Annotated in this window: 20 protein-coding genes; 10 read left to right on the top strand and 10 right to left on the bottom strand. The window is 72.7% G+C overall.

The features are described from left to right. Positions 1 to 15 precede the first annotated feature (15 nt). Both ACGF1Z_RS23730 and ACGF1Z_RS23725 read right to left on the bottom strand, forming a co-directional pair. Positions 16 to 477, bottom strand: coding sequence for a GNAT family N-acetyltransferase (locus ACGF1Z_RS23730; RefSeq protein ID WP_393007106.1), 462 nt, complete (start codon positions 475 to 477; stop codon positions 16 to 18). Between the two features lie 130 nt (positions 478 to 607). Beyond that, positions 608 to 1,564 (bottom strand): LysR substrate-binding domain-containing protein, encoded by a 957-nt coding sequence (locus ACGF1Z_RS23725; protein WP_393007104.1) that lies wholly within the window; start codon positions 1,562 to 1,564, stop codon positions 608 to 610. A 190-nt stretch (positions 1,565 to 1,754) separates the two neighbouring features. Between ACGF1Z_RS23725 and snpA the strand changes: the two genes are divergently transcribed. Together snpA and ACGF1Z_RS23715 are read left to right on the top strand one after the other, a co-directional pair. Next, entirely contained in the window at positions 1,755 to 2,396 is a 642-nt protein-coding gene (snpA, locus tag ACGF1Z_RS23720; RefSeq protein ID WP_393007102.1) for a snapalysin, read from the top strand. 45 nt (positions 2,397 to 2,441) lie between these two features. Further along, a complete protein-coding gene (locus ACGF1Z_RS23715; RefSeq protein ID WP_393007100.1) occupies positions 2,442 to 2,900 on the top strand; it encodes a group II truncated hemoglobin in 459 nt (152 codons plus the stop codon). Positions 2,901 to 2,948: 48 nt separating this feature from the next. Here the strand turns inward: ACGF1Z_RS23715 and ACGF1Z_RS23710 are convergent, their stop codons facing one another. From ACGF1Z_RS23710 to ACGF1Z_RS23690, 5 genes are all read right to left on the bottom strand, one after another. Then, positions 2,949 to 3,368 (bottom strand): DUF6304 family protein, encoded by a 420-nt coding sequence (locus tag ACGF1Z_RS23710; protein WP_393007098.1) that lies wholly within the window; start codon positions 3,366 to 3,368, stop codon positions 2,949 to 2,951. Between the two features lie 42 nt (positions 3,369 to 3,410). Beyond that, positions 3,411 to 3,716, bottom strand: a complete 306-nt coding sequence (locus ACGF1Z_RS23705; protein ID WP_393007096.1) for a hypothetical protein — start codon at positions 3,714 to 3,716, stop codon at positions 3,411 to 3,413. 26 nt (positions 3,717 to 3,742) lie between these two features. Next, positions 3,743 to 4,327, bottom strand: coding sequence for a dihydrofolate reductase family protein (locus tag ACGF1Z_RS23700; protein ID WP_393007094.1), 585 nt, complete (start codon positions 4,325 to 4,327; stop codon positions 3,743 to 3,745). A gap of 94 nt (positions 4,328 to 4,421) precedes the next feature. Further along, positions 4,422 to 5,471: a family 2 encapsulin nanocompartment cargo protein polyprenyl transferase gene (locus ACGF1Z_RS23695; protein WP_393007092.1), complete on the bottom strand. Its 1,050-nt coding sequence runs from the start codon at positions 5,469 to 5,471 to the stop codon at positions 4,422 to 4,424. A gap of 132 nt (positions 5,472 to 5,603) precedes the next feature. Continuing rightward, positions 5,604 to 7,019, bottom strand: coding sequence for a family 2B encapsulin nanocompartment shell protein (locus ACGF1Z_RS23690; protein ID WP_393007090.1), 1,416 nt, complete (start codon positions 7,017 to 7,019; stop codon positions 5,604 to 5,606). A 254-nt stretch (positions 7,020 to 7,273) separates the two neighbouring features. Here ACGF1Z_RS23690 and ACGF1Z_RS23685 point away from each other — a divergent pair, with 254 nt between their 5' ends. Continuing rightward, positions 7,274 to 7,864: an N-acetylmuramoyl-L-alanine amidase gene (locus tag ACGF1Z_RS23685; protein WP_393007088.1), complete on the top strand. Its 591-nt coding sequence runs from the start codon at positions 7,274 to 7,276 to the stop codon at positions 7,862 to 7,864. A gap of 152 nt (positions 7,865 to 8,016) precedes the next feature. Continuing rightward, positions 8,017 to 8,943, top strand: a complete 927-nt coding sequence (locus ACGF1Z_RS23680; RefSeq protein ID WP_393007086.1) for a 1-aminocyclopropane-1-carboxylate deaminase/D-cysteine desulfhydrase — start codon at positions 8,017 to 8,019, stop codon at positions 8,941 to 8,943. Here ACGF1Z_RS23680 and ACGF1Z_RS23675 read toward each other — a convergent pair. Then, positions 8,922 to 10,517, bottom strand: coding sequence for a Na+/H+ antiporter (locus tag ACGF1Z_RS23675; protein WP_393007084.1), 1,596 nt, complete (start codon positions 10,515 to 10,517; stop codon positions 8,922 to 8,924). The two genes, ACGF1Z_RS23680 and ACGF1Z_RS23675, sit on opposite strands and share 22 nt — an antisense overlap. A gap of 56 nt (positions 10,518 to 10,573) precedes the next feature. Between ACGF1Z_RS23675 and ACGF1Z_RS23670 the strand changes: the two genes are divergently transcribed. The 3 genes from ACGF1Z_RS23670 to ACGF1Z_RS23660 all read left to right on the top strand — a co-directional run bounded on the left by ACGF1Z_RS23670 (position 10,574) and on the right by ACGF1Z_RS23660 (position 12,438). Continuing rightward, on the top strand, positions 10,574 to 10,834 hold the full coding sequence (locus ACGF1Z_RS23670) for a UBP-type zinc finger domain-containing protein (protein WP_393007082.1): 261 nt from the start codon (positions 10,574 to 10,576) through the stop codon (positions 10,832 to 10,834). 234 nt (positions 10,835 to 11,068) lie between these two features. Next, positions 11,069 to 11,482, top strand: coding sequence for an anti-sigma regulatory factor (locus tag ACGF1Z_RS23665; protein ID WP_389208387.1), 414 nt, complete (start codon positions 11,069 to 11,071; stop codon positions 11,480 to 11,482). Continuing rightward, positions 11,479 to 12,438: an RNA polymerase sigma factor SigF gene (locus ACGF1Z_RS23660; protein ID WP_393007080.1), complete on the top strand. Its 960-nt coding sequence runs from the start codon at positions 11,479 to 11,481 to the stop codon at positions 12,436 to 12,438. Before ACGF1Z_RS23665 ends, ACGF1Z_RS23660 begins: the two co-directional genes overlap by 4 nt. A gap of 145 nt (positions 12,439 to 12,583) precedes the next feature. Here ACGF1Z_RS23660 and ACGF1Z_RS23655 read toward each other — a convergent pair whose 3' ends face one another. Beyond that, positions 12,584 to 13,033, bottom strand: a complete 450-nt coding sequence (locus ACGF1Z_RS23655) for a hypothetical protein (protein WP_393007078.1) — start codon at positions 13,031 to 13,033, stop codon at positions 12,584 to 12,586. Between the two features lie 215 nt (positions 13,034 to 13,248). Here ACGF1Z_RS23655 and ACGF1Z_RS23650 point away from each other — a divergent pair, with 215 nt between their 5' ends. Together ACGF1Z_RS23650 and ACGF1Z_RS23645 are read left to right on the top strand one after the other, a co-directional pair. After that, positions 13,249 to 14,217 carry a diacylglycerol/lipid kinase family protein gene (locus tag ACGF1Z_RS23650; protein ID WP_393007076.1) on the top strand — a complete coding sequence of 323 codons (969 nt, stop codon included), beginning with the start codon at positions 13,249 to 13,251 and terminating at the stop codon, positions 14,215 to 14,217. Positions 14,218 to 14,533: 316 nt separating this feature from the next. Continuing rightward, entirely contained in the window at positions 14,534 to 14,791 is a 258-nt protein-coding gene (locus tag ACGF1Z_RS23645) for a WhiB family transcriptional regulator (RefSeq protein WP_003953983.1), read from the top strand. A gap of 511 nt (positions 14,792 to 15,302) precedes the next feature. Here ACGF1Z_RS23645 and ACGF1Z_RS23640 read toward each other — a convergent pair. Then, positions 15,303 to 16,769 carry a sensor histidine kinase gene (locus ACGF1Z_RS23640; protein WP_393007838.1) on the bottom strand — a complete coding sequence of 489 codons (1,467 nt, stop codon included), beginning with the start codon at positions 16,767 to 16,769 and terminating at the stop codon, positions 15,303 to 15,305. A 728-nt stretch (positions 16,770 to 17,497) separates the two neighbouring features. On the opposite strand from ACGF1Z_RS23640, the gene nagB reads away from it, so the two are divergent. Then, on the top strand, positions 17,498 to 18,283 hold the full coding sequence (gene nagB, locus ACGF1Z_RS23635) for a glucosamine-6-phosphate deaminase (protein WP_393007074.1): 786 nt from the start codon (positions 17,498 to 17,500) through the stop codon (positions 18,281 to 18,283). The last annotated feature ends 69 nt before the right edge of the window (positions 18,284 to 18,352 follow it).

Raw genomic sequence — 18,352 nt, 5'->3', positions numbered from 1 at the left:
TCGGGGCCTGCTGCCTCATTCCGCCGGAAGCGAGTAACGCCGCTTCTCGCGCGACGTGGCGCCCAGGCGGTCGTAGAAGCGGATGGCACCGTCGTTCCAGGTGGGGGTCTGCCACTGGATCTGACGGAGGCCCAGGGCGCGGGCCTCGGCGCGGACCGCGGCCATCAGGAGGGCCCCGAGGCCGTGTCCACGGGCGGCCTCGGTGAGGTAGAGGCAGTCCATGTGGAGGTACTCGGCGGCGTCCCAGGTGGAGAGCTCCGGTGCGCAGGTCGCGTAGCCGGCGACGGTCCCGTCGGCGAGTTCGGCGACCAGGCAGCGCAGGCGGGGGGCCTCGGTGCCGAAGAGGAGGCGGTGGAGGCGGGCCGCCAGGTCGGCGGGCGGGGGCGCGGCCTTCTCGTAGGCGGCGTGCTCGGCGGCCAGTTCGGCGACCCGGGGCAGGTCCTCGTGGTGGGCCCGGCGGGCGAGGGGGACGGTCACCGGACCTCCCCCGCACGGCCGTGCCGCTCCAGGGCGGCCGCCGGGAGGTCCCCGGGCCCCGACGGGCCTGTCGTGCGCGTGCGGTGGCCCCTCGGCGGCGCCGGGACGGCCCGCCGGTCCGCGTGATCGTTCATAGCGTCATCATGCACGGTCCCGCCGTCCCGCCCGCGCGCAGCCACCTGCGGTACGGCGCCGCGCGCAGGGCCGCCTCGCGGTAGGCGGCGGTCAGTTCCTCGTACGGCCGGTCGAGCGGGACGCCCGGTGCCGCGTACAGCAGCAGCCGGACGGCCAGCGGGTCGCCGCGCAGGGGGCGGACGGCCATGTCCTCGCGGGGGGAGGAGGTGGGCTGGCACGGGGCGACGGCCTCGCCGAGGGCGATGAGGGAGGCGGCCGTGTGGTAGTCGGCCTGCAGGACCGGCGGATCGAGGCCCGCGGCGGCCAGGACGCGGCGCAGCCCGTCCCATTCGCCGTCGACGGCCGGGTCGACCGTCCAGCGGTCGTGGGCCAGGTCGGCGAGGTCGACGACCTCACGGCCCGCCGCCGGATGGTCGCGGGCCATGGAGATGAACTGCGGCTCCCGTTCCACCAGGACGCGGCCGTGAAGGCCGTCCGGGACCCGCAGCGGGCAGCCCTCGACCTCGTGCACGAAGGCCAGGTCGAGCTGTCCGGCGGCCGCCGTGCGCAGCAGGGCGTTGGCGGAGACGTCCACGCGCAGCGCTATGTCGGCGCCCGGCTGGTCCTCGCGGAGACGGCGGAGCCAGCCCGGGAGGGCGCGGCTGGCGGTGGAGCCGACGCGGAGCGCCGGGCCGGCGCCGGTGCGGGCCGCGGCGGCGCGCGTCTCGGCGATCAGGGCGGTCAGGCCGTCCACGAGCGGGCGGGCCCTGCTGAGCACGGTGCGCCCGAGCGGGGTGGGGTGGCAGCCGGTGCGGCCCCTGGAGAAGAGCTCGGCGCCCAGGGCGTTCTCGATGCGGCGGAGCTGGGTCGTCAGGGAGGGCTGGCTGACGCCGAGTTGGCGGGCCGCCTTGTGCAGGCTGCCGGTGTCCGCGATGGCGCAGAGCGCCCGCAGGTGCCTCACCTCCAGCTCCATGGTCCGAGGTTAGGGCTGCCCCAGGGCCCTGCGCCAGACCGCCGCCGACCACGACCGTCAGCGTCAACTAGCTTGCCAGTGCACGCAGTTGGGATCGGCGTGATGTCATCGCGTTATCGGCGGATGACATCATTCCCCATCCGCCCCGGCTCCCCCGACACTCTCCTCAACCCCACAGGAGGAGCCCCCCATGCGTCATCCGAAGATCCTCACGTCCTTACTCACCGCCGCCCTCGGTGCCGGTCTCACCCTCTCCCTCGGCGCCGCCCCGGCCTCCGCCCACCAGCCGGCCGACCGCTCCTACGCGGCCTACGCCGGTTCGGCCGAGGAGGCCAAGGCCAACCAGGCGTTCTTCGACGCCGTCGTCAAGTCGGTCGCGAAGAAGCGGGCCGCCACGCCTGGCGCCACCGCCGTCACCGTCGTCTACAGCTCCGCCAACGCACCCAGTTTCCGCACCCAGATAGCGCGTTCGGCGCAGATCTGGAACAGCTCCGTCGTCAACGTCCGCCTGGTGGAGGGAGCCAACGCCGACTTCGCGTACTACGAGGGCAACGACTCCCGCGGCTCGTACGCGAGCACCGACGGGCACGGCGGCGGGTACATCTTCCTCGACTACCGGCAGAACCAGCAGTACAACTCCACCCGCGTCACCGCCCACGAGACCGGTCACGTCCTCGGCCTCCCCGACCACTACAGCGGCCCGTGCAGTGAGCTGATGTCCGGCGGCGGGCCCGGCACGTCCTGCCAGAACGCGAACCCGAACTCCCAGGAGCGGGCCCGCGTCGACCAGCTGTGGCGCTACGGGCTCGCCACGGCCCTCAAGGCGGGCTGAGCGAGCCGGGGGTGAGGAGCGGGGCCGCTTGGTAGCGTGGCCGGCATGCCCGATGAGCGGAGCACCACCCTGTACGAGGCCATCGGCGGCGCCGAGGCGCTGCGCCGGCTCTCCGACACCTTCTACGCGGCGGTCCTCGCGGACCCCCTCCTCGCCCCCGTCTTCGCCGGCTTCACTCCCACCCATGTCGAGCACGTCGCCGTGTGGCTCGCCGAGATCTTCTCCGGCCCGGCCGATTTCACGGCGCACCACGGCGGTCACCAGGCCCTGCTCACCGCGCATCTCGGACTCGGCATCACCGAGGAGCAGCGGCTGCGCTGGATGGAGCTGATGACCGACGCCGTGGAGAAGGAGCTCCCGGACGACGCACTGCTGCGCCGCCGGGTGCTGGAGTACTTCGACTGGGGAACCCGGATCGCCAAGGACGTCTCGGCCTCGGCGCCGGGTACGGATCTGGGCGAGCCCGGGCCCACGCCCCGCTGGGGCTGGGACGGCCTCGCCTGAGGTCTCCCCGCCGTCCCCGCCGGGCGGGGAGCAGCCCCGCCCGGCCCGTCACGCCGCCTGCGGCAGCCTCCGGCCGAACTCGGTGCCCGGCGGCAGCTGCCGGCGGACCCGGTTCAGGGCCTCCTCGAAATCGCCGCCCGCGACGCCCGACTCGTAGGCCGCCCCGCCGTAGTGGAGGGTCAGGCTGAGGTCGGCGCGCTCGCCGAGGGTCAGCAGGCAGCCGAGCGTGGCCTGCTGGGTGGTGCCGTCCACGAGGACGGGGAGCGGGAGGTCCCACTCCAGGACGCACCCGGTGAGGGCCTGCCCGCCCTCGTCCGCGGCGCTGAGGGCGTCGAAGCTCGCGCCCGTGTACTCGATTCCCCTGATGCGGACGGCCACACGGCCCCCGTCGGTCGTGATGGCGATCGCTTCCGCGCCACGGCGGTCCCGGTACCAGCCGGTCCAGACTTCTGTCGACTCCGATGACATGCGCGGACTGTAGCGGTATGACCGGCTCCGGCGCGCGGCCGGTCACCCCGGGGCCGGACTTCTCCCGGTCTCGCCGTTCTTGCCTGTCACGTGCGGGGGCGCGGCTTCCGCGCCGTCGCCCCCGGAGGCGTCGCCGGCACTCCCCGGGGCGGACGCCGAGGCGTCCTCGGGACGCTCGGCTTCGTACAGCTCGCACCGCGGGTTGCGGCACGGCTGCACCTCCCATTCGGGCACCCAGGTCCCGAGGACCTTGTGCCGCTTCGCGAGCACGTGACGGAGCTGCCCGCAGGCCGGGCAGGGGTGCTCGGCCCGGGGGTCCCGTGTGGTGTGCGGCGCCGTGTCGGCCATGTCTCCAGCCTAGGGCGCGGCCCGCCTCACCGCTTCCTGGTGTAGGTCCGCACGACGACCCCGTTGCCGAAGGACCGCACGTCCTCGAGCGTGAAGTCACGGATGCCGAAGCCGGTTCCGAACATCGGCGTTCCGGAGCCGTAGACCTGCGGGTAGGACTTGATGACGAGTTCGTCGACCTCGTCGACGAGCTGTCCCGCGACCTGGGCGCCGCCGCAGAGCCAGAGGCCCAGCGAGCCCTCCTCGGCCTTGAGCTCGCGGACCCTGGCGGCCAGGTCGCCGCTGACCAGCTCGACGTTCGGGTCGGGCGACTCGGTGAGCGAGCGGGTCGCGACGATCTCGCGCAGATGGGCGTACGGGCTGGCGATGCCGGCGTCCAGGGCGAGGCGGTACGAGCCGAGGCCCTGGATCACCGTGTCGAAGCGCTTGTTGGGCACGCCCGCGAGGCCCCATGCCTCACGGAAGGCCGTCGGGATGGTGTCCGGGTACTCGGTGTTCATGAAAGCGGCGTACTCCTCGTCCACGAACTGGAACATGGAGGAGGCGTCGCCATGGGGATCGCCGATGAAGCCGTCGAGGGTGCAGGCGACGTAGTACGTGAGCTTGCGCAAGCCGGAATCTCTTTCCTCGGGGAGGCGCGGCCTACTGACCACTTCACCCATAGTGCTCCAACCGTAGTGGTATGCGCAAGCCCTTGGTGAAAGATCAGCGGGTACGCCGCGTCACGAACTCCGCGAGCGCCAGCAGGTCCCCTGCCGCCGACAAGTCCGGCACCGCCCGGGAGAGTTGCTCCACCGCTCGGGCCATCCGCTCCGCCGCCTGGCCCTGCGCCCAGTCCCGGCCGCCGGCCCGCTCCACCGCGTCCGCGGCGGCGCGCACCCCCCGCGCGTCGAGAGCCGGGCGCGCGTACAGCTCGGCGAGCTCCTGCCCCGCCGGGGTGCCCGAGGCGAGCGCCGCGACCACGGGCAGCGACTTCTTGCGGGCGACGAGGTCGGCGCCGGCCGGCTTGCCCGTGCGTCCCGGGTCGCCCCAGATGCCGATCAGGTCGTCGATCAGCTGGAAGGCGAGCCCGGCCTCCCGGCCGAAGGCGTCCATCGCCGCGACCGCCTCCTCGGCCTGCCCCGCGTACAGCGCGCCGAGCGCGCACGCGCAGCCCAGCAGGGCCCCGGTCTTGGCGACGGCCATGGCCGTCGCCTCGTCCAGGGACACCTCGTGCGGCCCGCGCCCCTCGAAGGCGCAGTCCGCCTGCTGCCCCGCGCAGAGTTCGATGACACAGGCGGCGAGCCGGGCCGAGGCCGCACCCGCGGCCGGGTGCGGGTCCTCGGCGAGCAGTCGCAGCGCGAGCGCGTTCATGGCATCGCCCGCGAGCAGCGCGTCCGGGACGCCGAACACGGACCAGGCGGTGGGCCGGTGACGGCGCGTCGGGTCCTCGTCGATGATGTCGTCGTGGAGCAGGGTGAAGTTGTGCGCCAGCTCCACCGCCGCCGCGGCCCGCACCGCCGGGGCGGGGTCCGCGCCGAAGGCGCGGGCCGCGGCCAGCACCAGGGCGGGCCGGATCGCCTTGCCGCCCGATCCGCTCGCCGGCGTGCCGTCCGCCTCCTCCCAGCCGAGGTGATAGGCGGCGACACGCCGTATCTGCCCCGGCAACGACGCCACGGTCGTGCGCAGTTGGGGGTCGACGGCGCCGCGTGCCCGGTCCAGGATCAGTACGGCGTCCTGTTCTCCGGTCGCGGTCTCCGCGCTGGTCGCGGTCATGTTCGCTGTCGCTTTCTGCACGGGGCCCTGTGCGGGCCCGGAGTTCACGGTCCCGCCCGGGGGCCGGGACACGGGGGACGGGAGGGGTGGGGTGGGGGCCCGTCGGCCCGGCCCCCACCCCGGGGTGCCGGCTCAGCGCCAGCGGCTGACCTCCACGTTCTCCAGGACACCCAGCGCGTCCGGGACGAGGACCGCCGCCGAGTAGTAGGCCGTGACCAGGTAGGAGATGAGCGCCTGCTCGTCGATGCCCATGAAGCGGCAGGACATGCCGGGCTCGATCTCGTCCGGGAGGCCGGTCTGGTGCAGCCCGATCACGCCCTGGTCCTTCTCCCCCGTGCGCAGGCAGAGGATCGAGGTGGTGCGGGCGTCGGAGACGGGGATCTTGTCGCACGGATAGATCGGGACCCCGCGCCAGGTCATGATCCGGGTGCCGTCGAGGTCGATCGTGTCGGCGGCCAGGCCGCGCTTGTTGAGCTCGCGGCCGAAGGCGGCGATGGCGCGCGGGTGGGCCAGGAACATCCGGGAGCCGCGCCGCCGGGACAGCAGCTCGTCCATGTCGTCCGGGCCGGGCACGCCGTCGTGCGGCTGGAGGCGCTGCCCGTAGTCGCAGTTGGCGAGGAGGCCGAACTCCTTGTTGTTGACGAGCTCGTGCTCCTGGCGCTCGCGCAGCGCCTCGACCGTGAGCCGCAACTGCTGCTCGGTCTGGTTCATCGGGTGGTTGTAGAGGTCGGCCACGCGCGTGTGGACCTTCAGGACGGTCTGGGCGACGCTCAGCTCGTACTCGCGCGGGGAGGCGTCGTAGTCGACGTAGGTGTGCGGGACGAGGGCCTCGCCGACGTGGCCCGCGGAGAGGTCGATGGCGGCCTCGCCGAACGGGTTGGTGCGCTGGTGCGGCAGCGCGGTCAGCGCGGCGAGGTGGCCGGCGAGCGAGTCCGCCCGCTCGGCGAGATGGAGCACGTCGGCCCGGGTGAGCTCCAGGACCGTGCAGGCGGTGGCGGCGCGGGCGGTCCACTCCCAGGTGGCGTCCTCGCTGAGGAGGGAGGCGTCGCCGAAGTGGGCGCCGTCGGCGAGGACACCGAGGACGGCCTCGTCCCCGTAGGGGCCCTCGCCGATCTGCTCGACCTTTCCGTGGGCGAGGAGGTGGACCCGGTCGGAGCTCTCGCCGCGGGTGGCGATGACCTCTCCCGGGGCGTAGGCGCGCTGGCGGCAGCGGGCCGCCAGCTCGGCGAGGGCGTCCGGGTCGTCGTATCCGCGCAGGGCGGAGAGCTCGCCGAGCTCGGCCGGGATGACGGCGACGCGCTCGCCGGTCTGCACGAAGGTGACGCGGCCGTCCCCCACGGAGTAGCTGAGCCGCCGGTTCACCCGGTAGGTGCCGCCCTGGACCTGCACCCACGGCAGCGTGCGCAGCAGCCACCGGGAGGTGATCTCCTGCATCTGCGGCGCCGACTTGGTGGTGCTCGCCAGGTTCCGCGCGGCGGCGGTGCCGAGACTCTGCTGCGGTGCGGCCTGATCCGCGCGGACCTCGTCGCCAACCGAACCAACGGACATGGAACTCCCTCTCGATGCGCCGGACCTGCGAGAGGAAGCCTTTCAGCACGGAGCGTGCCCGCGCCATTACACAAACGAGTGGGACTTGACCATCCCGCGCAAGGGCATGGCGCACGATTTCCACTCGAACAGCCCACGACCTGTCCGGATCGGCTCGCACAGCATCCGAACGGATGGCAGCGGAGCACGGCACTCCGGTACTCCCGAAGCAGAGCAGGGAACCATCGTGGTCCCGTGTCCGAAAGGAGTCGGCCATGTCCCCACCCATGTCCGCGAGCCGCTTTCTCGACGCCCTCCACCGCGAGGGGCTGACCGTCGTCGAGGTCGGCGACTGGCGCACTCACAACCGCAATCACAAGGGCCCCTGGGGCCCCGTGCACGGCGTGATGATCCACCACACCGTCACCCGCGGCACCAGCAGCACCGTCCGGATCTGCCGGGACGGCTACGCCTCCCTGCCCGGGCCGCTGTGCCACGGCGTGATCGCCAAGGACGGCACCGTCCACCTGGTCGGCTACGGGCGGGCCAACCACGCCGGCCTCGGCGACGACGAGGTGCTGCGGGCCGTCATCGCCGAGAAGCGCCTGCCCGTGGACGACGAGGCCACCACGGACGGCAACCGGCACTTCTACGGCTTCGAGTGCGAGAACCTCGGCGACGGCAAGGACCCGTGGCCCAAGGTCCAGCTCGACGCCATCGCCAAGGCCGCGGCGGCGGTCTGCCGGGTGCACGGCTGGACCCAGCGCTCGGTCATCGGCCACCTGGAGTGGCAGCCCGGCAAGGTGGACCCGCGCGGCTTCACCATGGCGTCCATGCGCGAGCGGATCGCCGACCGGCTGCGCTGAACCGCGGGGCCACCCCGCCACCCCGTCCACCGCCCGCCTCCCTCACCCACCGCTCGGCCCGCCACGGGTCCCTGGCGTCCTCCGGCCGCCGCCCGCGGCGACCGGCCGACGCCGTCCGCCGCCCGGCGGCCCCGACCGGGGACAATGGCCGGGTGAACGCGTTCGATCCCGCCCACCTGCGGCCCCGGCTCCCCTCCCCGCTGGAGCCGGTGGAGGACGAGCGCTTCGCCCGGCACGGCCTGACGCTGCTGCTCAAGCGCGACGACCTGATCCACCCGCGCCTGCCGGGCAACAAGTGGCGCAAGCTCGCCCTCAACCTGCGGGCGGCCGCGGGCCGCCCGGTGCTCACCTTCGGCGGCGCGTACTCCAACCACCTGCGGGCGACCGCCGCCGCCGGCCGGCTCCTCGGCTTCGCCACCATCGGCGTGGTGCGCGGCGACGAGCTCGCCCGGCGACCGCTGAACCCCTCGCTCGCGCGCTGCGCGGAGGACGGCATGCGCCTGGTCTTCGCCGACCGCGCCACGTACCGCGCGAAGCACGAGCCCGGGGTCCTGGCCCGGCTGCTGGCGCTCGCCGGCGCCCCCGGGGACACCTATGTCGTCCCGGAGGGCGGCAGCAACCCGCTCGCCGTCGAGGGCTGCCGAGAGCTGGGCCGCGAGCTCCGGGGCGTGGCCGACACCGCGGCCGTCGCCTGCGGTACGGGCGGCACCCTCGCGGGCCTCGCCGCCGGGTTCGACGGCCGTGTGCTCGGCGTCCCCGTCCTCAGGGGCGGCTTCCTCGGCGCGGAGATCACCGCTCTCCAGGAGGCCGCGTTCGGCGGCCCGCGCGGCGACTGGCGGCTCGACGAGCGCTTCCACGGCGGCGGCTACGCCCGTACGACACCCGAGCTCGACGCGTTCGCACAGGATTTCGAGGCCCGGCACGGGGCACGGCATGGACTCGCCATCGAGCGCCTGTATGTCGCCAAAATGCTCCACGGACTGCTGACGCTCGCCGAGGAGGGCGCCTTCCGGCCCGGCACCCGGATCGCGGCCGTGGTCACCGGGGCGCCGGAGCCTCAGGCGGCCTCCTCGCGGTAGGCCGCGGCCTCCTCCAGGTCCAGCCGGCGCAGCAGGCTGCGCATCATCTCGTCGTCGATGCGGCGGGCGTCGCGCAGTTGTACGAAGACCTCGCGCTCGGCGTCGATCATCTCGCGGGCCAGGCGCCGGTAGGTGTCGTCGGCCGTCTCGCCGGTGATCTCGTTGACGGCGCCGAGCCGCTCCCAGACGGCGTTGCGGCGCCGCTCCAGAACCGTGCGGAGCCGGTCGCCGAGGGGCGGGGGCAGGGTGTTGGCAGGGTCGGCGAGGAGCGCGTCGAGCCGTTCCTCGGCCGCCCGGGAGGCCTCGCTCTGCGCCTGTGCCTCGGCGAGCGTCTCCTTGTAGCGGTCCCGTCCGGGCAGCTTCAGGATCCGGATGAGCGGCGGCAGGGTGAGGCCCTGGACGACGAGGGTGCCGATCACGGTGGTGAACGTGAGGAAGAGGACCAGGTTGCGGGCCGGGAACTCGGCCCCCTCGGTGGCGACCGGGATGGAGAAGGCGATGGCGAGCGAGACCACGCCCCGCATGCCGGCCCATCCGACGACCAGCGGCGCCCGCCAGTCCACCTCGGGCTCGCGCTCCCGGATGCGGACCGACATCCAGCGGGGCAGGAAGGTGGCGGGGTACACCCAGACGAAGCGGACGACGACCACGGCGATGAAGACCCCGACCGCGTACCAGGCCGCCTCGCCGATGCCGTAGCGGCCGAGGCCCTGGACGACGTAGGGCAGTTGCAGGCCGATCAGCGCGAAGACGGCGGCTTCCAGGATGAAGGCGACCATCTTCCAGACCGCCTCCTCCTGGAGGCGGGTGGCGAAGTCGACCTTCCAGTTCTTGTGCCCGAGGAAGAGGCCGACCACGACGACGGCGAGCACCCCGGAGGCCCCGACCTCCTCGGCCGCGGCGTAGGCGACGAACGGGATGAGCAGCGAGAGGGTGTTCTGGAGCAGCGCCTCCCGCAGATGGGTGCGCAGCCAGTGGATGGGCACCATGAGGATCAGTCCGACGCCGATGCCGCCGACCGCCGCGAGCGCGAACTCGCCCAGGCCGCCGGCCCAGCTGACGCCCTCCCCCACGGCGGCGGCGAGGGCGACCTTGTACGCGGTGATCGCGGTGGCGTCGTTCACCAGGGACTCGCCCTGGAGAATGGTCGTGATCCGGTTCGGCAGGCCGAGCCGGCGGGCGATGGCGGTGGCGGCGACCGCGTCCGGCGGGGCGACGACCGCGCCGAGGACGAGCGCCGCGGTCAGCGGCAGGTCGGGCACCAGGACGTACGCGAGCCAGCCCACGGCGACGGTCGCGAAGAGCACGTAACCGACGGACAGCAGGGCGACGGGCCGGATGTTCGCCCGCAGGTCGAGGTACGAGGACTCCACCGCGGCCGTGTAGAGCAGCGGCGGCAGGATGAGCGGGAGCACGATGTGCGGGTCGAGGGTGTAGTCGGGCACCCCGGGCACATAGGCGGCGGCGAGGCCGGCCGCGACGAGCAGCAGCGGCGCCGGGACCGGGGTCCTGCGGGCGAAGCCCGCGATCGCGGCGCTCACCGCGATCAGCGCCACCAGCTGCAATGCGTCCATGCCCGGTCCCCGTTCGTGCCCTCACGCCGCTCGTGCCACAACGTAACCTGGCCATCATGAGCGAGTGCCCGCACGTTGCCGAAATGCCGCGCCCCGAACCGGCGCCGGCGAACGACACCTGTCCCGAGTGCCTGGCCGACGGCACCCACCCCGTCCAGCTGCGGCTCTGTCTCAGCTGCGGTCACGTGGGCTGCTGCGACTCGTCCCTCGGACGGCACGCGACGGCGCACTACACCGCCACCGGCCACCCGGTGATGCGGACCTTCGAGCCGAACGAGCGCTGGCGCTGGTGCTTCGTGGACGGTTCGATCGTCTGACGGCTGGGTACGTCACCCCTCCGCGGGTTCTCCGCGGCCGCCGGGCAGCCGGGGGGTGTCCCACCGGTCCGGCCCGAAGGGGGCGGTCCGCGGGCGGTCCGCACGGGCCCCCGGCGACACGGCGGGACGGATCGCGATAGCGTCTCGGCGGACTGCGCAACCTACTGCGTACCGCCTGGTCCGGGGGGCTCCTCCCCGGACCCCGAAAGAGCTTGTGCCACCTTGGAGGTGAGGGTGTCCCAGATCGCAGGCGAGCCCGGGACCCAGGACTTCGTGGAAGTCCGGCTGCCCGCTGCGGGTGCCTACCTGTCCGTGTTGCGTACGGCCACGGCCGGTCTCGCGGCGCGCTTGGACTTCACCCTCGACGAGATCGAGGACCTGCGGATCGCCGTCGACGAGGCGTGCGCGATCCTGCTCCAGCAGGCGGTGCCGGGATCGGTGCTGAGTTGCGTGTTCCGACTGGTCGACGACTCGCTCGACGTCACCGTGTCGGCTCCGACGACGGACGGCCGGGCCCCGGAACGCGACACCTTCGCCTGGACGGTGCTGTCCGCCCTGGCCGGCAAGGTGGAGTCGTCCGTGGCCGACGACAAGACCGTCTCCATCAGCCTGTACAAACAGCGCGGCGCGGGGCCAGGCCCGGCGTGAGGAGCGGGGACGCGACGGCCGGCATCCCTGAGCAGCAGGCCCGGCCGCACCCTGAGACGGAGGCCGGAGTCAAGGCCGCAGTCGAGGTCGCTACGGATCACGCGGAGCAGGCGGACCAGATGAGCGAGCACGAGCAGCACGAAGCCGTTCCCGGGGCCCCGGAGGGCCCAGCTGCCCACGAGGAGCACGCGAGCCCCGACCCGCACGACCGCACCGGGGCGCGGGCGCTCTTCATCGAGCTGCGCGGTCTTGCGGAGGGTTCGCCGGAGCGGGCGGCGCTGCGCGACCGGCTGGTGCGGATGCACCTGCCGCTGGTGGAGCACCTGGCCCGGCGCTTCCGCAACCGCGGCGAGCCGCTCGACGACCTGACCCAGGTGGCGACGATCGGCCTGATCAAGTCGGTGGACCGCTTCGATCCGGACCGCGGGGTGGAGTTCTCCACGTACGCGACCCCGACGGTGGTCGGCGAGATCAAGCGCCACTTCCGCGACAAGGGCTGGGCGGTCCGCGTGCCCCGGCGCCTGCAGGAGCTGCGGCTGGCCCTGACCACGGCGACGGCCGAGCTGTCGCAGCAGCACGGGCGCTCGCCGACGGTGCACGAGCTGGCGGAGCGGCTCGGGATCTCCGAGGAGGAGGTCCTGGAGGGCCTGGAGTCGGCGAACGCCTACTCGACGCTCTCCCTGGACGTGCCGGACACCGACGACGAGTCGCCGGCGGTCGCGGACACGCTGGGTGCCGAGGACGAGGCGCTGGAGGGCGTCGAGTACCGGGAGTCGCTCAAGCCGCTCCTGGAGGACCTGCCGCCGCGCGAGAAGCGCATCCTGCTGCTGCGCTTCTTCGGGAACATGACCCAGTCGCAGATCGCGCAGGAGGTCGGCATCTCGCAGATGCACGTCTCCCGGCTGCTCGCGCGCACGCTGGCGCAGCTGCGGGAGAAGCTGCTCGTCGAGGAGTGACGGAGGGCCCGGAAAGCGTCCGGCCGGGATGTCACGGACTCCCGGCCGGGGCCGCGGCCCGGGGGACCGGGAGCCGCCGGTCGGACGCGCCGGGCCGGCCGGGAGAGCCGGGGCCACCGAGCCACCGGGCCGGGTGGCCGCAGGGCTACGGCGTGTCCTGGCCGGGGCGCTTGATGCCGAGCGCCGCGGTCGTGGCCGGGCTGACCAGCATGACGAGACCGGTCACGGCGAGGACGGCGAGGGCGATGCCCGCCGGGATCAGGACCTCGTCGTGGAGCAGCTGCCATGCCACGGGCAGCGCCAGGATCTGCATGATGACCGCGGGACCGCGGCTCCAGGAGCGGCGCAGCCACAGGCCACGGGCGGCGACGAGCGGGATGAGCCCCAGGGCGATCAGGGTGACCCCGCCCATGAGGGCCGAGGTGAGGTCGTCGGGCCGGTCGGTGAGGGTGCTCACCAGCAGGTAGAGGCCGCCGGCCGCCAGGGCGAGGCCCTCGACACCGGCCACGACGGCCGCCGCGGTGAGACGCCCGGGCCGCGGGCCCCGCTCCGTACGCTCCGTCTTGCTCATGTCCGCACTGCTCGCACTGCTCATGCAGGCAGGGTAGCCGGGGCGGGCCGGCACCGGAGGGCTCGGGCCGGAACAGGGCGGGCCCCCACCGGCCCGGGCGGACCGTCCGGAGCGGACGGGTACGGGGCGGCCGGGTACGGGGCCGGCGGAGGCGGGGCAGGCGGGTACGGAGCCGGCGGAGGCGGGCGGGAACGGGCCGGGACTGCGCCCGGTACCGCCGGGTAGGTACCCTGGCGACCATGCGCGCGCTTCTCGTGGTCAATCCGGCAGCAACCACCACCAGTGCCCGCACACGTGACGTGCTGATCCACGCGCTCGCCAGCGAGATGAAGCTGGAGGCGGTGACCACCGAGTACCGCGGGCACGCGCGCGACCTGGGGCGCAGGGCCGCCGACTCGGACGACATCGACATGGTGGTCGCGCTCGGCGGTGACGGCACGGTCAACGAGGTGGTCAACGGACTGCTGCACGGGGGACCCGATCCGGACCGGCTGCCGGGCCTCGCGGTGGTGCCCGGAGGCTCGACCAACGTCTTCGCACGGGCGCTCGGACTGCCGAACGACGCCGTGGAGGCGACCGGGGCCCTGCTGGACGCGCTGCGTGAACGACGGGCGCGGACGGTGAGCCTCGGACTGGCCTCGGGGACACCGGGCACGGACGACGAGGGCGTTCCGGAGCGCTGGTTCACCTTCTGCGCCGGATTCGGTTTCGACGCGAGCGTGATCGGCCGGGTCGAACAGCAGCGCGAGCGGGGCAAGCGTTCGACGCACGCCCTCTATCTGCGCCAGGTGGTGCGCCAGTTCCTGGGCGAGCAGAACCGGCGGCACGGGACGATCACCCTGGACCGCCCCGGCGAGGACCCGGTGGAGAACCTCGTCCTCTCCATAATCTGCAACACCTCCCCCTGGACCTACCTGGGGAATCGCCCCGTGTACGCGTCCCCGGAGGCCTCCTTCGAGACCGCCCTCGACGTGCTCGGACTGAGCCGGCTCTCCACCCCGGCGGTGGCCCGTTACGCGACCCAGCTGCTCACCTCGACCCCCGAACGGGGGCCGCACGGGAAGCACGCGATGACCCTCCACGATCTGACCGACTTCACCTTGCATTCGAAGGTGCCTCTCCCCCTTCAGATGGACGGAGACCACCTGGGACTGCGTACGAGCGTGACGTTCACAGGCGTACGCCGTGCACTGCGTGTGATTGTGTGACCAGAAGGACCGAAAGTCCTTCCACTCGAACGTTTAGGCTGCCCTCCACCCCCTAGAAGTACGGCTGTGACGGAGCCGACACCGAGGAATCAAAAAAAACTTTCCGGAAGGGGTTGTATCCGCTGCCGAGGTTTGCGAGTCTCTTCTTGGCGATCGGGACGGCCCGCAAGACCGGCCTCCACTGAGAGTCAGAACCCCTCCTCAAACCCTGGACCACACCAGTTCACCTGGCAGTCGGCCCTTCCCTTGCGGGGGGATTCGTGAAAGCGTTCACATTCACAAGCACCTGCATGTAAAACCAAGAGAGGTAGCAGCCATGGACTGGCGTCACAACGCCGTTTGTCGTGAGGAAGACCCCGAGCTGTTCTTCCCCATCGGCAACACCGGTCCTGCGCTGCTGCAGATCGAGGAAGCCAAGGCCGTCTGCCGCCGCTGCCCCGTCATGGAGCAGTGCCTGCAGTGGGCGCTCGAGTCCGGCCAGGACTCCGGCGTCTGGGGTGGCCTCAGCGAGGACGAGCGCCGCGCGATGAAGCGCCGCGCCGCCCGCAACCGGGCGCGCAACGCGAGCGCCTGAGCCACCTGCACAGCCTGAGGCCCGGCGGCGCGTACACCGTGTACGCATTCACCGCCCCCCGAGCCGCAGCGCGCAGAGATTAACCCACAGCATTCGAGCCCCGGACCGTTTCCCTCGGTCCGGGGCTCGCTGCTCTGAACGCCCCGACGGGCACGCGGAACAGTACTCACCGTCACGAGCACAACACGGCGAACTCCCGGGAGAACTCACCGCGGAGAACCCGGTGCGGTGAATTCGGCGGCATGGGCTCACCGTGACGACATCACCACGGTGAATCACGCCGGCGCGTACCGACCGCGCGTACACGCCGGTGAGTTCACCCCGGGAGATCGCGGCGGTGGAGATCACACCCGCGAGATCTCCACAGGGAGATCACGGTCACGAGATCACGACCGTGCGTTCCCGACAGCGAGTTCACGACAGTGAGTTCACGAGGGCGAGTTTGCGACGGTGTGCTCACGACCCGGAGTTTCCGACGGTGAGTTCACCATCCCGAAGCGGTGAACTCCCTTTACTTCTGCGGCTGTACGGGGATGTCGAGGACGACCTTGGTGCCGCGATCGGCAGCGGGCTGCATGTCGAAGCTGCCGCCGAGCTCGCCCTCGACGAGCGTCCGGACGATCTGCAGGCCGAGGTTGCCGGCCCGCTGCGGGTCGAAGCCCTCGGGCAGCCCGCGGCCGTCGTCCCTGACCGTGATGAGGAGCCGGGCGTCGGCGCGGGACTCGCCGCGGACGGCCGTGACCTCGACGGTGCCCTGCTCCCCCGGCGCGAAGGCGTGTTCCAGCGCGTTCTGCAGGATCTCGGTGAGGACCATGGACAGCGGCGTGGCCACCTCGGCGTCGAGGATGCCGAAGCGCCCGTTGCGCCGGCAGGTCACCTTGCCCGGGGAGATCTCGGCGACCATCGCGATCACCCGGTCGGCGATCTCGTCGAACTCCACGCGCTCGTCCAGGTTCTGGGACAGCGTCTCGTGCACGATGGCGATCGAACCGACGCGCCGCACGGCCTCGTTGAGGGCCTCACGCCCGCGGTCGGAGTCCATCCGGCGGGCCTGGAGGCGCAACAGGGCGGCCACGGTCTGGAGGTTGTTCTTCACCCGGTGGTGGATCTCCCGGATGGTGGCGTCCTTGGTGATCAACTCGCGCTCGCGGCGACGCAGTTCGGTGACGTCCCGGAGCAGGACGAGGGAACCGATCCGGGTGCCCTTGGGCTTGAGCGGGATCGCCCGCAGCTGGATGACACCGCCGTTGCCCTCGACCTCGAACTCGCGCGGGGCGTAGCCGGAGGCCATCTTGGCCAGGGCCTCGTCCACGGGACCGCGGGACGGGGCGAGCTCGGCGGTGATCTGCCCGAGGTCCTGACCGACCAGGTCGGCCGCGAGGCCGAGCCGGTGGTAGGCGGACAGGGCGTTGGGCGAGGCGTACTGGACGACACCCTCGGCGTCGAGCCGCAGGAGACCGTCACCGGCCCGCGGCGAGGAGTCCATGTCGACCTGCTCCCCCGGGAAGGGGAAGGAGCCGGCAGCGATCATCTGGGCCAGGTCGGAGGCCGACTGGAGGTAGGTGAGCTCCAGCCGGGAGGGCGTCCGCACGGTGAGCAGGTTGGTGTTGCGCGCGATGACGCCGAGGACGCGGCCGTCACGGCGCACGGGGATGGACTCGACCCGGACCGGAACCTCCTCGCGCCACTCGGGATCTCCCTCCCGCACGATCCGGCCCTCGTCGAGGGCCGCGTCGAGGAGCGGGCGGCGGCCGCGCGGCACCAGGTGGCCGACCATGTCGTCCTGGTACGAGGTCGGGCCGGTGTTGGGCCTCATCTGGGCAACCGAGACATACCGGGTGCCGTCGAGGGTGGGGACCCAGAGCACGAGGTCGGCGAAGGAGAGGTCGGAGAGCAGCTGCCACTCCGACACCAGCATGTGGAGCCAGTCGAGGTCGGACTCGCTCAGAGCGGTGTGCTGGCGTACGAGGTCGTTCATGGAGGGCACGTGAGCGAGCGTACCCGGCGGAATTAACAGGCGGTGAACCTGGATCTCCGGGCTTCCGTGTTGGAGGATGGCCCCGGTACGACCGTGTGCGCATGGATGGACAGACAAGAATGGTCTAGTCCACAATGAGTCGACCGAGCCTCCATCCTCCCCGCACAGGAGGATGGACGAGGTACCCGGCGCTCTCTGCCCTGACTGCGCCGAGACCTCCCACACGGCCGTGGGACCGCACACCCCCGGCCGAGCGACTCCGGGCTGCGGTGCCGGACGGGTTGAGGGTCCCGTCAGGCGCCGCGGCCCGCGGGTTCCTCCCCCGCCGCGCCGCGCTCGCGGCCGCCGCCATCCCCGCGGGACCTCCCGGCCCTTCCGGGTCTCCCCCGCCTCCCGGCCCTCCGGACGCTCCCCCACCTCCCGGCACCTCCCCACCTCCGGGCACCTCCCCACCTCCGGGCACCTCCCCGCCTCCCGGCGCAGGCCCCCGCCGTCGACCATGCGCGTGCGCGCCCCGGCGGGCGCGGGGGCGCTGTCGACCGACCGCGGGGAGCAGGGCCCGGCGGGGTTCGAGTGGCTGGTGGGACAGGGGCGACTGACGATGGGAGGAACCCGTCCCGCGGGGCGGAACGGCATGGGCTGGCGGCCCGCGCTCTGCTAGATTTGGCCTTAGATTGGTCTATACCACCAGGTCCTTCCCAGCCCCTCACCAGATCGGCAGGCACAGCGTGGAAGTTGTCATCGTCAAGGACGCCAAGGCGGGCGGAGAGCTCATCGCGGACGGCATCGCCGACCTCCTGCGCCGCAAGCCCGACGCGCTGCTCGGCGTGGCCACCGGATCGACCCCGCTGCCCATCTACGACGCCCTGATCGCCCAGGTCCAGGCGGGCTCCGTGGACGCCTCCCGGGCCCGGATCGCCCAGCTCGACGAGTACGTGGGCCTGCCCGCCGGGCACCCCGAGTCGTACCGCTCGACGGTGCTGCGCCAGGTCGTCGAGCCCCTCGGGCTCTCCCAGGACGCCTTCATGGGCCCCGACGGCTCCGCCGAGGACGTCCAGGCGGCCTGCGAGGCCTACGACCGGGTGCTCGCCGAGGCCGGCGGCGTCGACCTGCAGATCCTCGGCATCGGCACCGACGGGCACATCGGCTTCAACGAGCCCTGCTCCTCGCTCGCCTCCCGCACCCGGATCAAGACGCTCACCGAGCAGACCCGGGTCGACAACGCCCGCTTCTTCGACGACGACATCGAGCAGGTGCCGCACCACGTCATCACCCAGGGCATCGGCACCATCCTGGAGGCCCGTCACCTGGTGCTGCTCGCCACCGGCGAGGGCAAGGCCGAGGCCGTGGCGCAGACGGTCGAGGGCCCGGTAGCGGCCCTCGTGCCGGCCTCCGCCCTGCAGCTGCACCCGCACGCGACGGTGGTCGTGGACGAGGCGGCCGCGTCCAAGCTGAAGCTCGCCGACTACTTCCGCCACACCTTCGCGAACAAGCCGCCCTGGCAGGGCATCTAGGTCCGCTCCGGGAGACCGTGCCGGGCGCCGCGAGCCCGGCACCAGCCGAAGGGCACGGCCCCGGGACCT

Origin of the sequence: Streptomyces sp. NPDC048018, from assembly GCF_043202995.1 — a bacterium.
Classification (GTDB): Bacteria; Actinomycetota; Actinomycetes; order Streptomycetales; family Streptomycetaceae; genus Streptomyces.
This window is presented reverse-complemented; position numbering and strand designations above follow the sequence as displayed.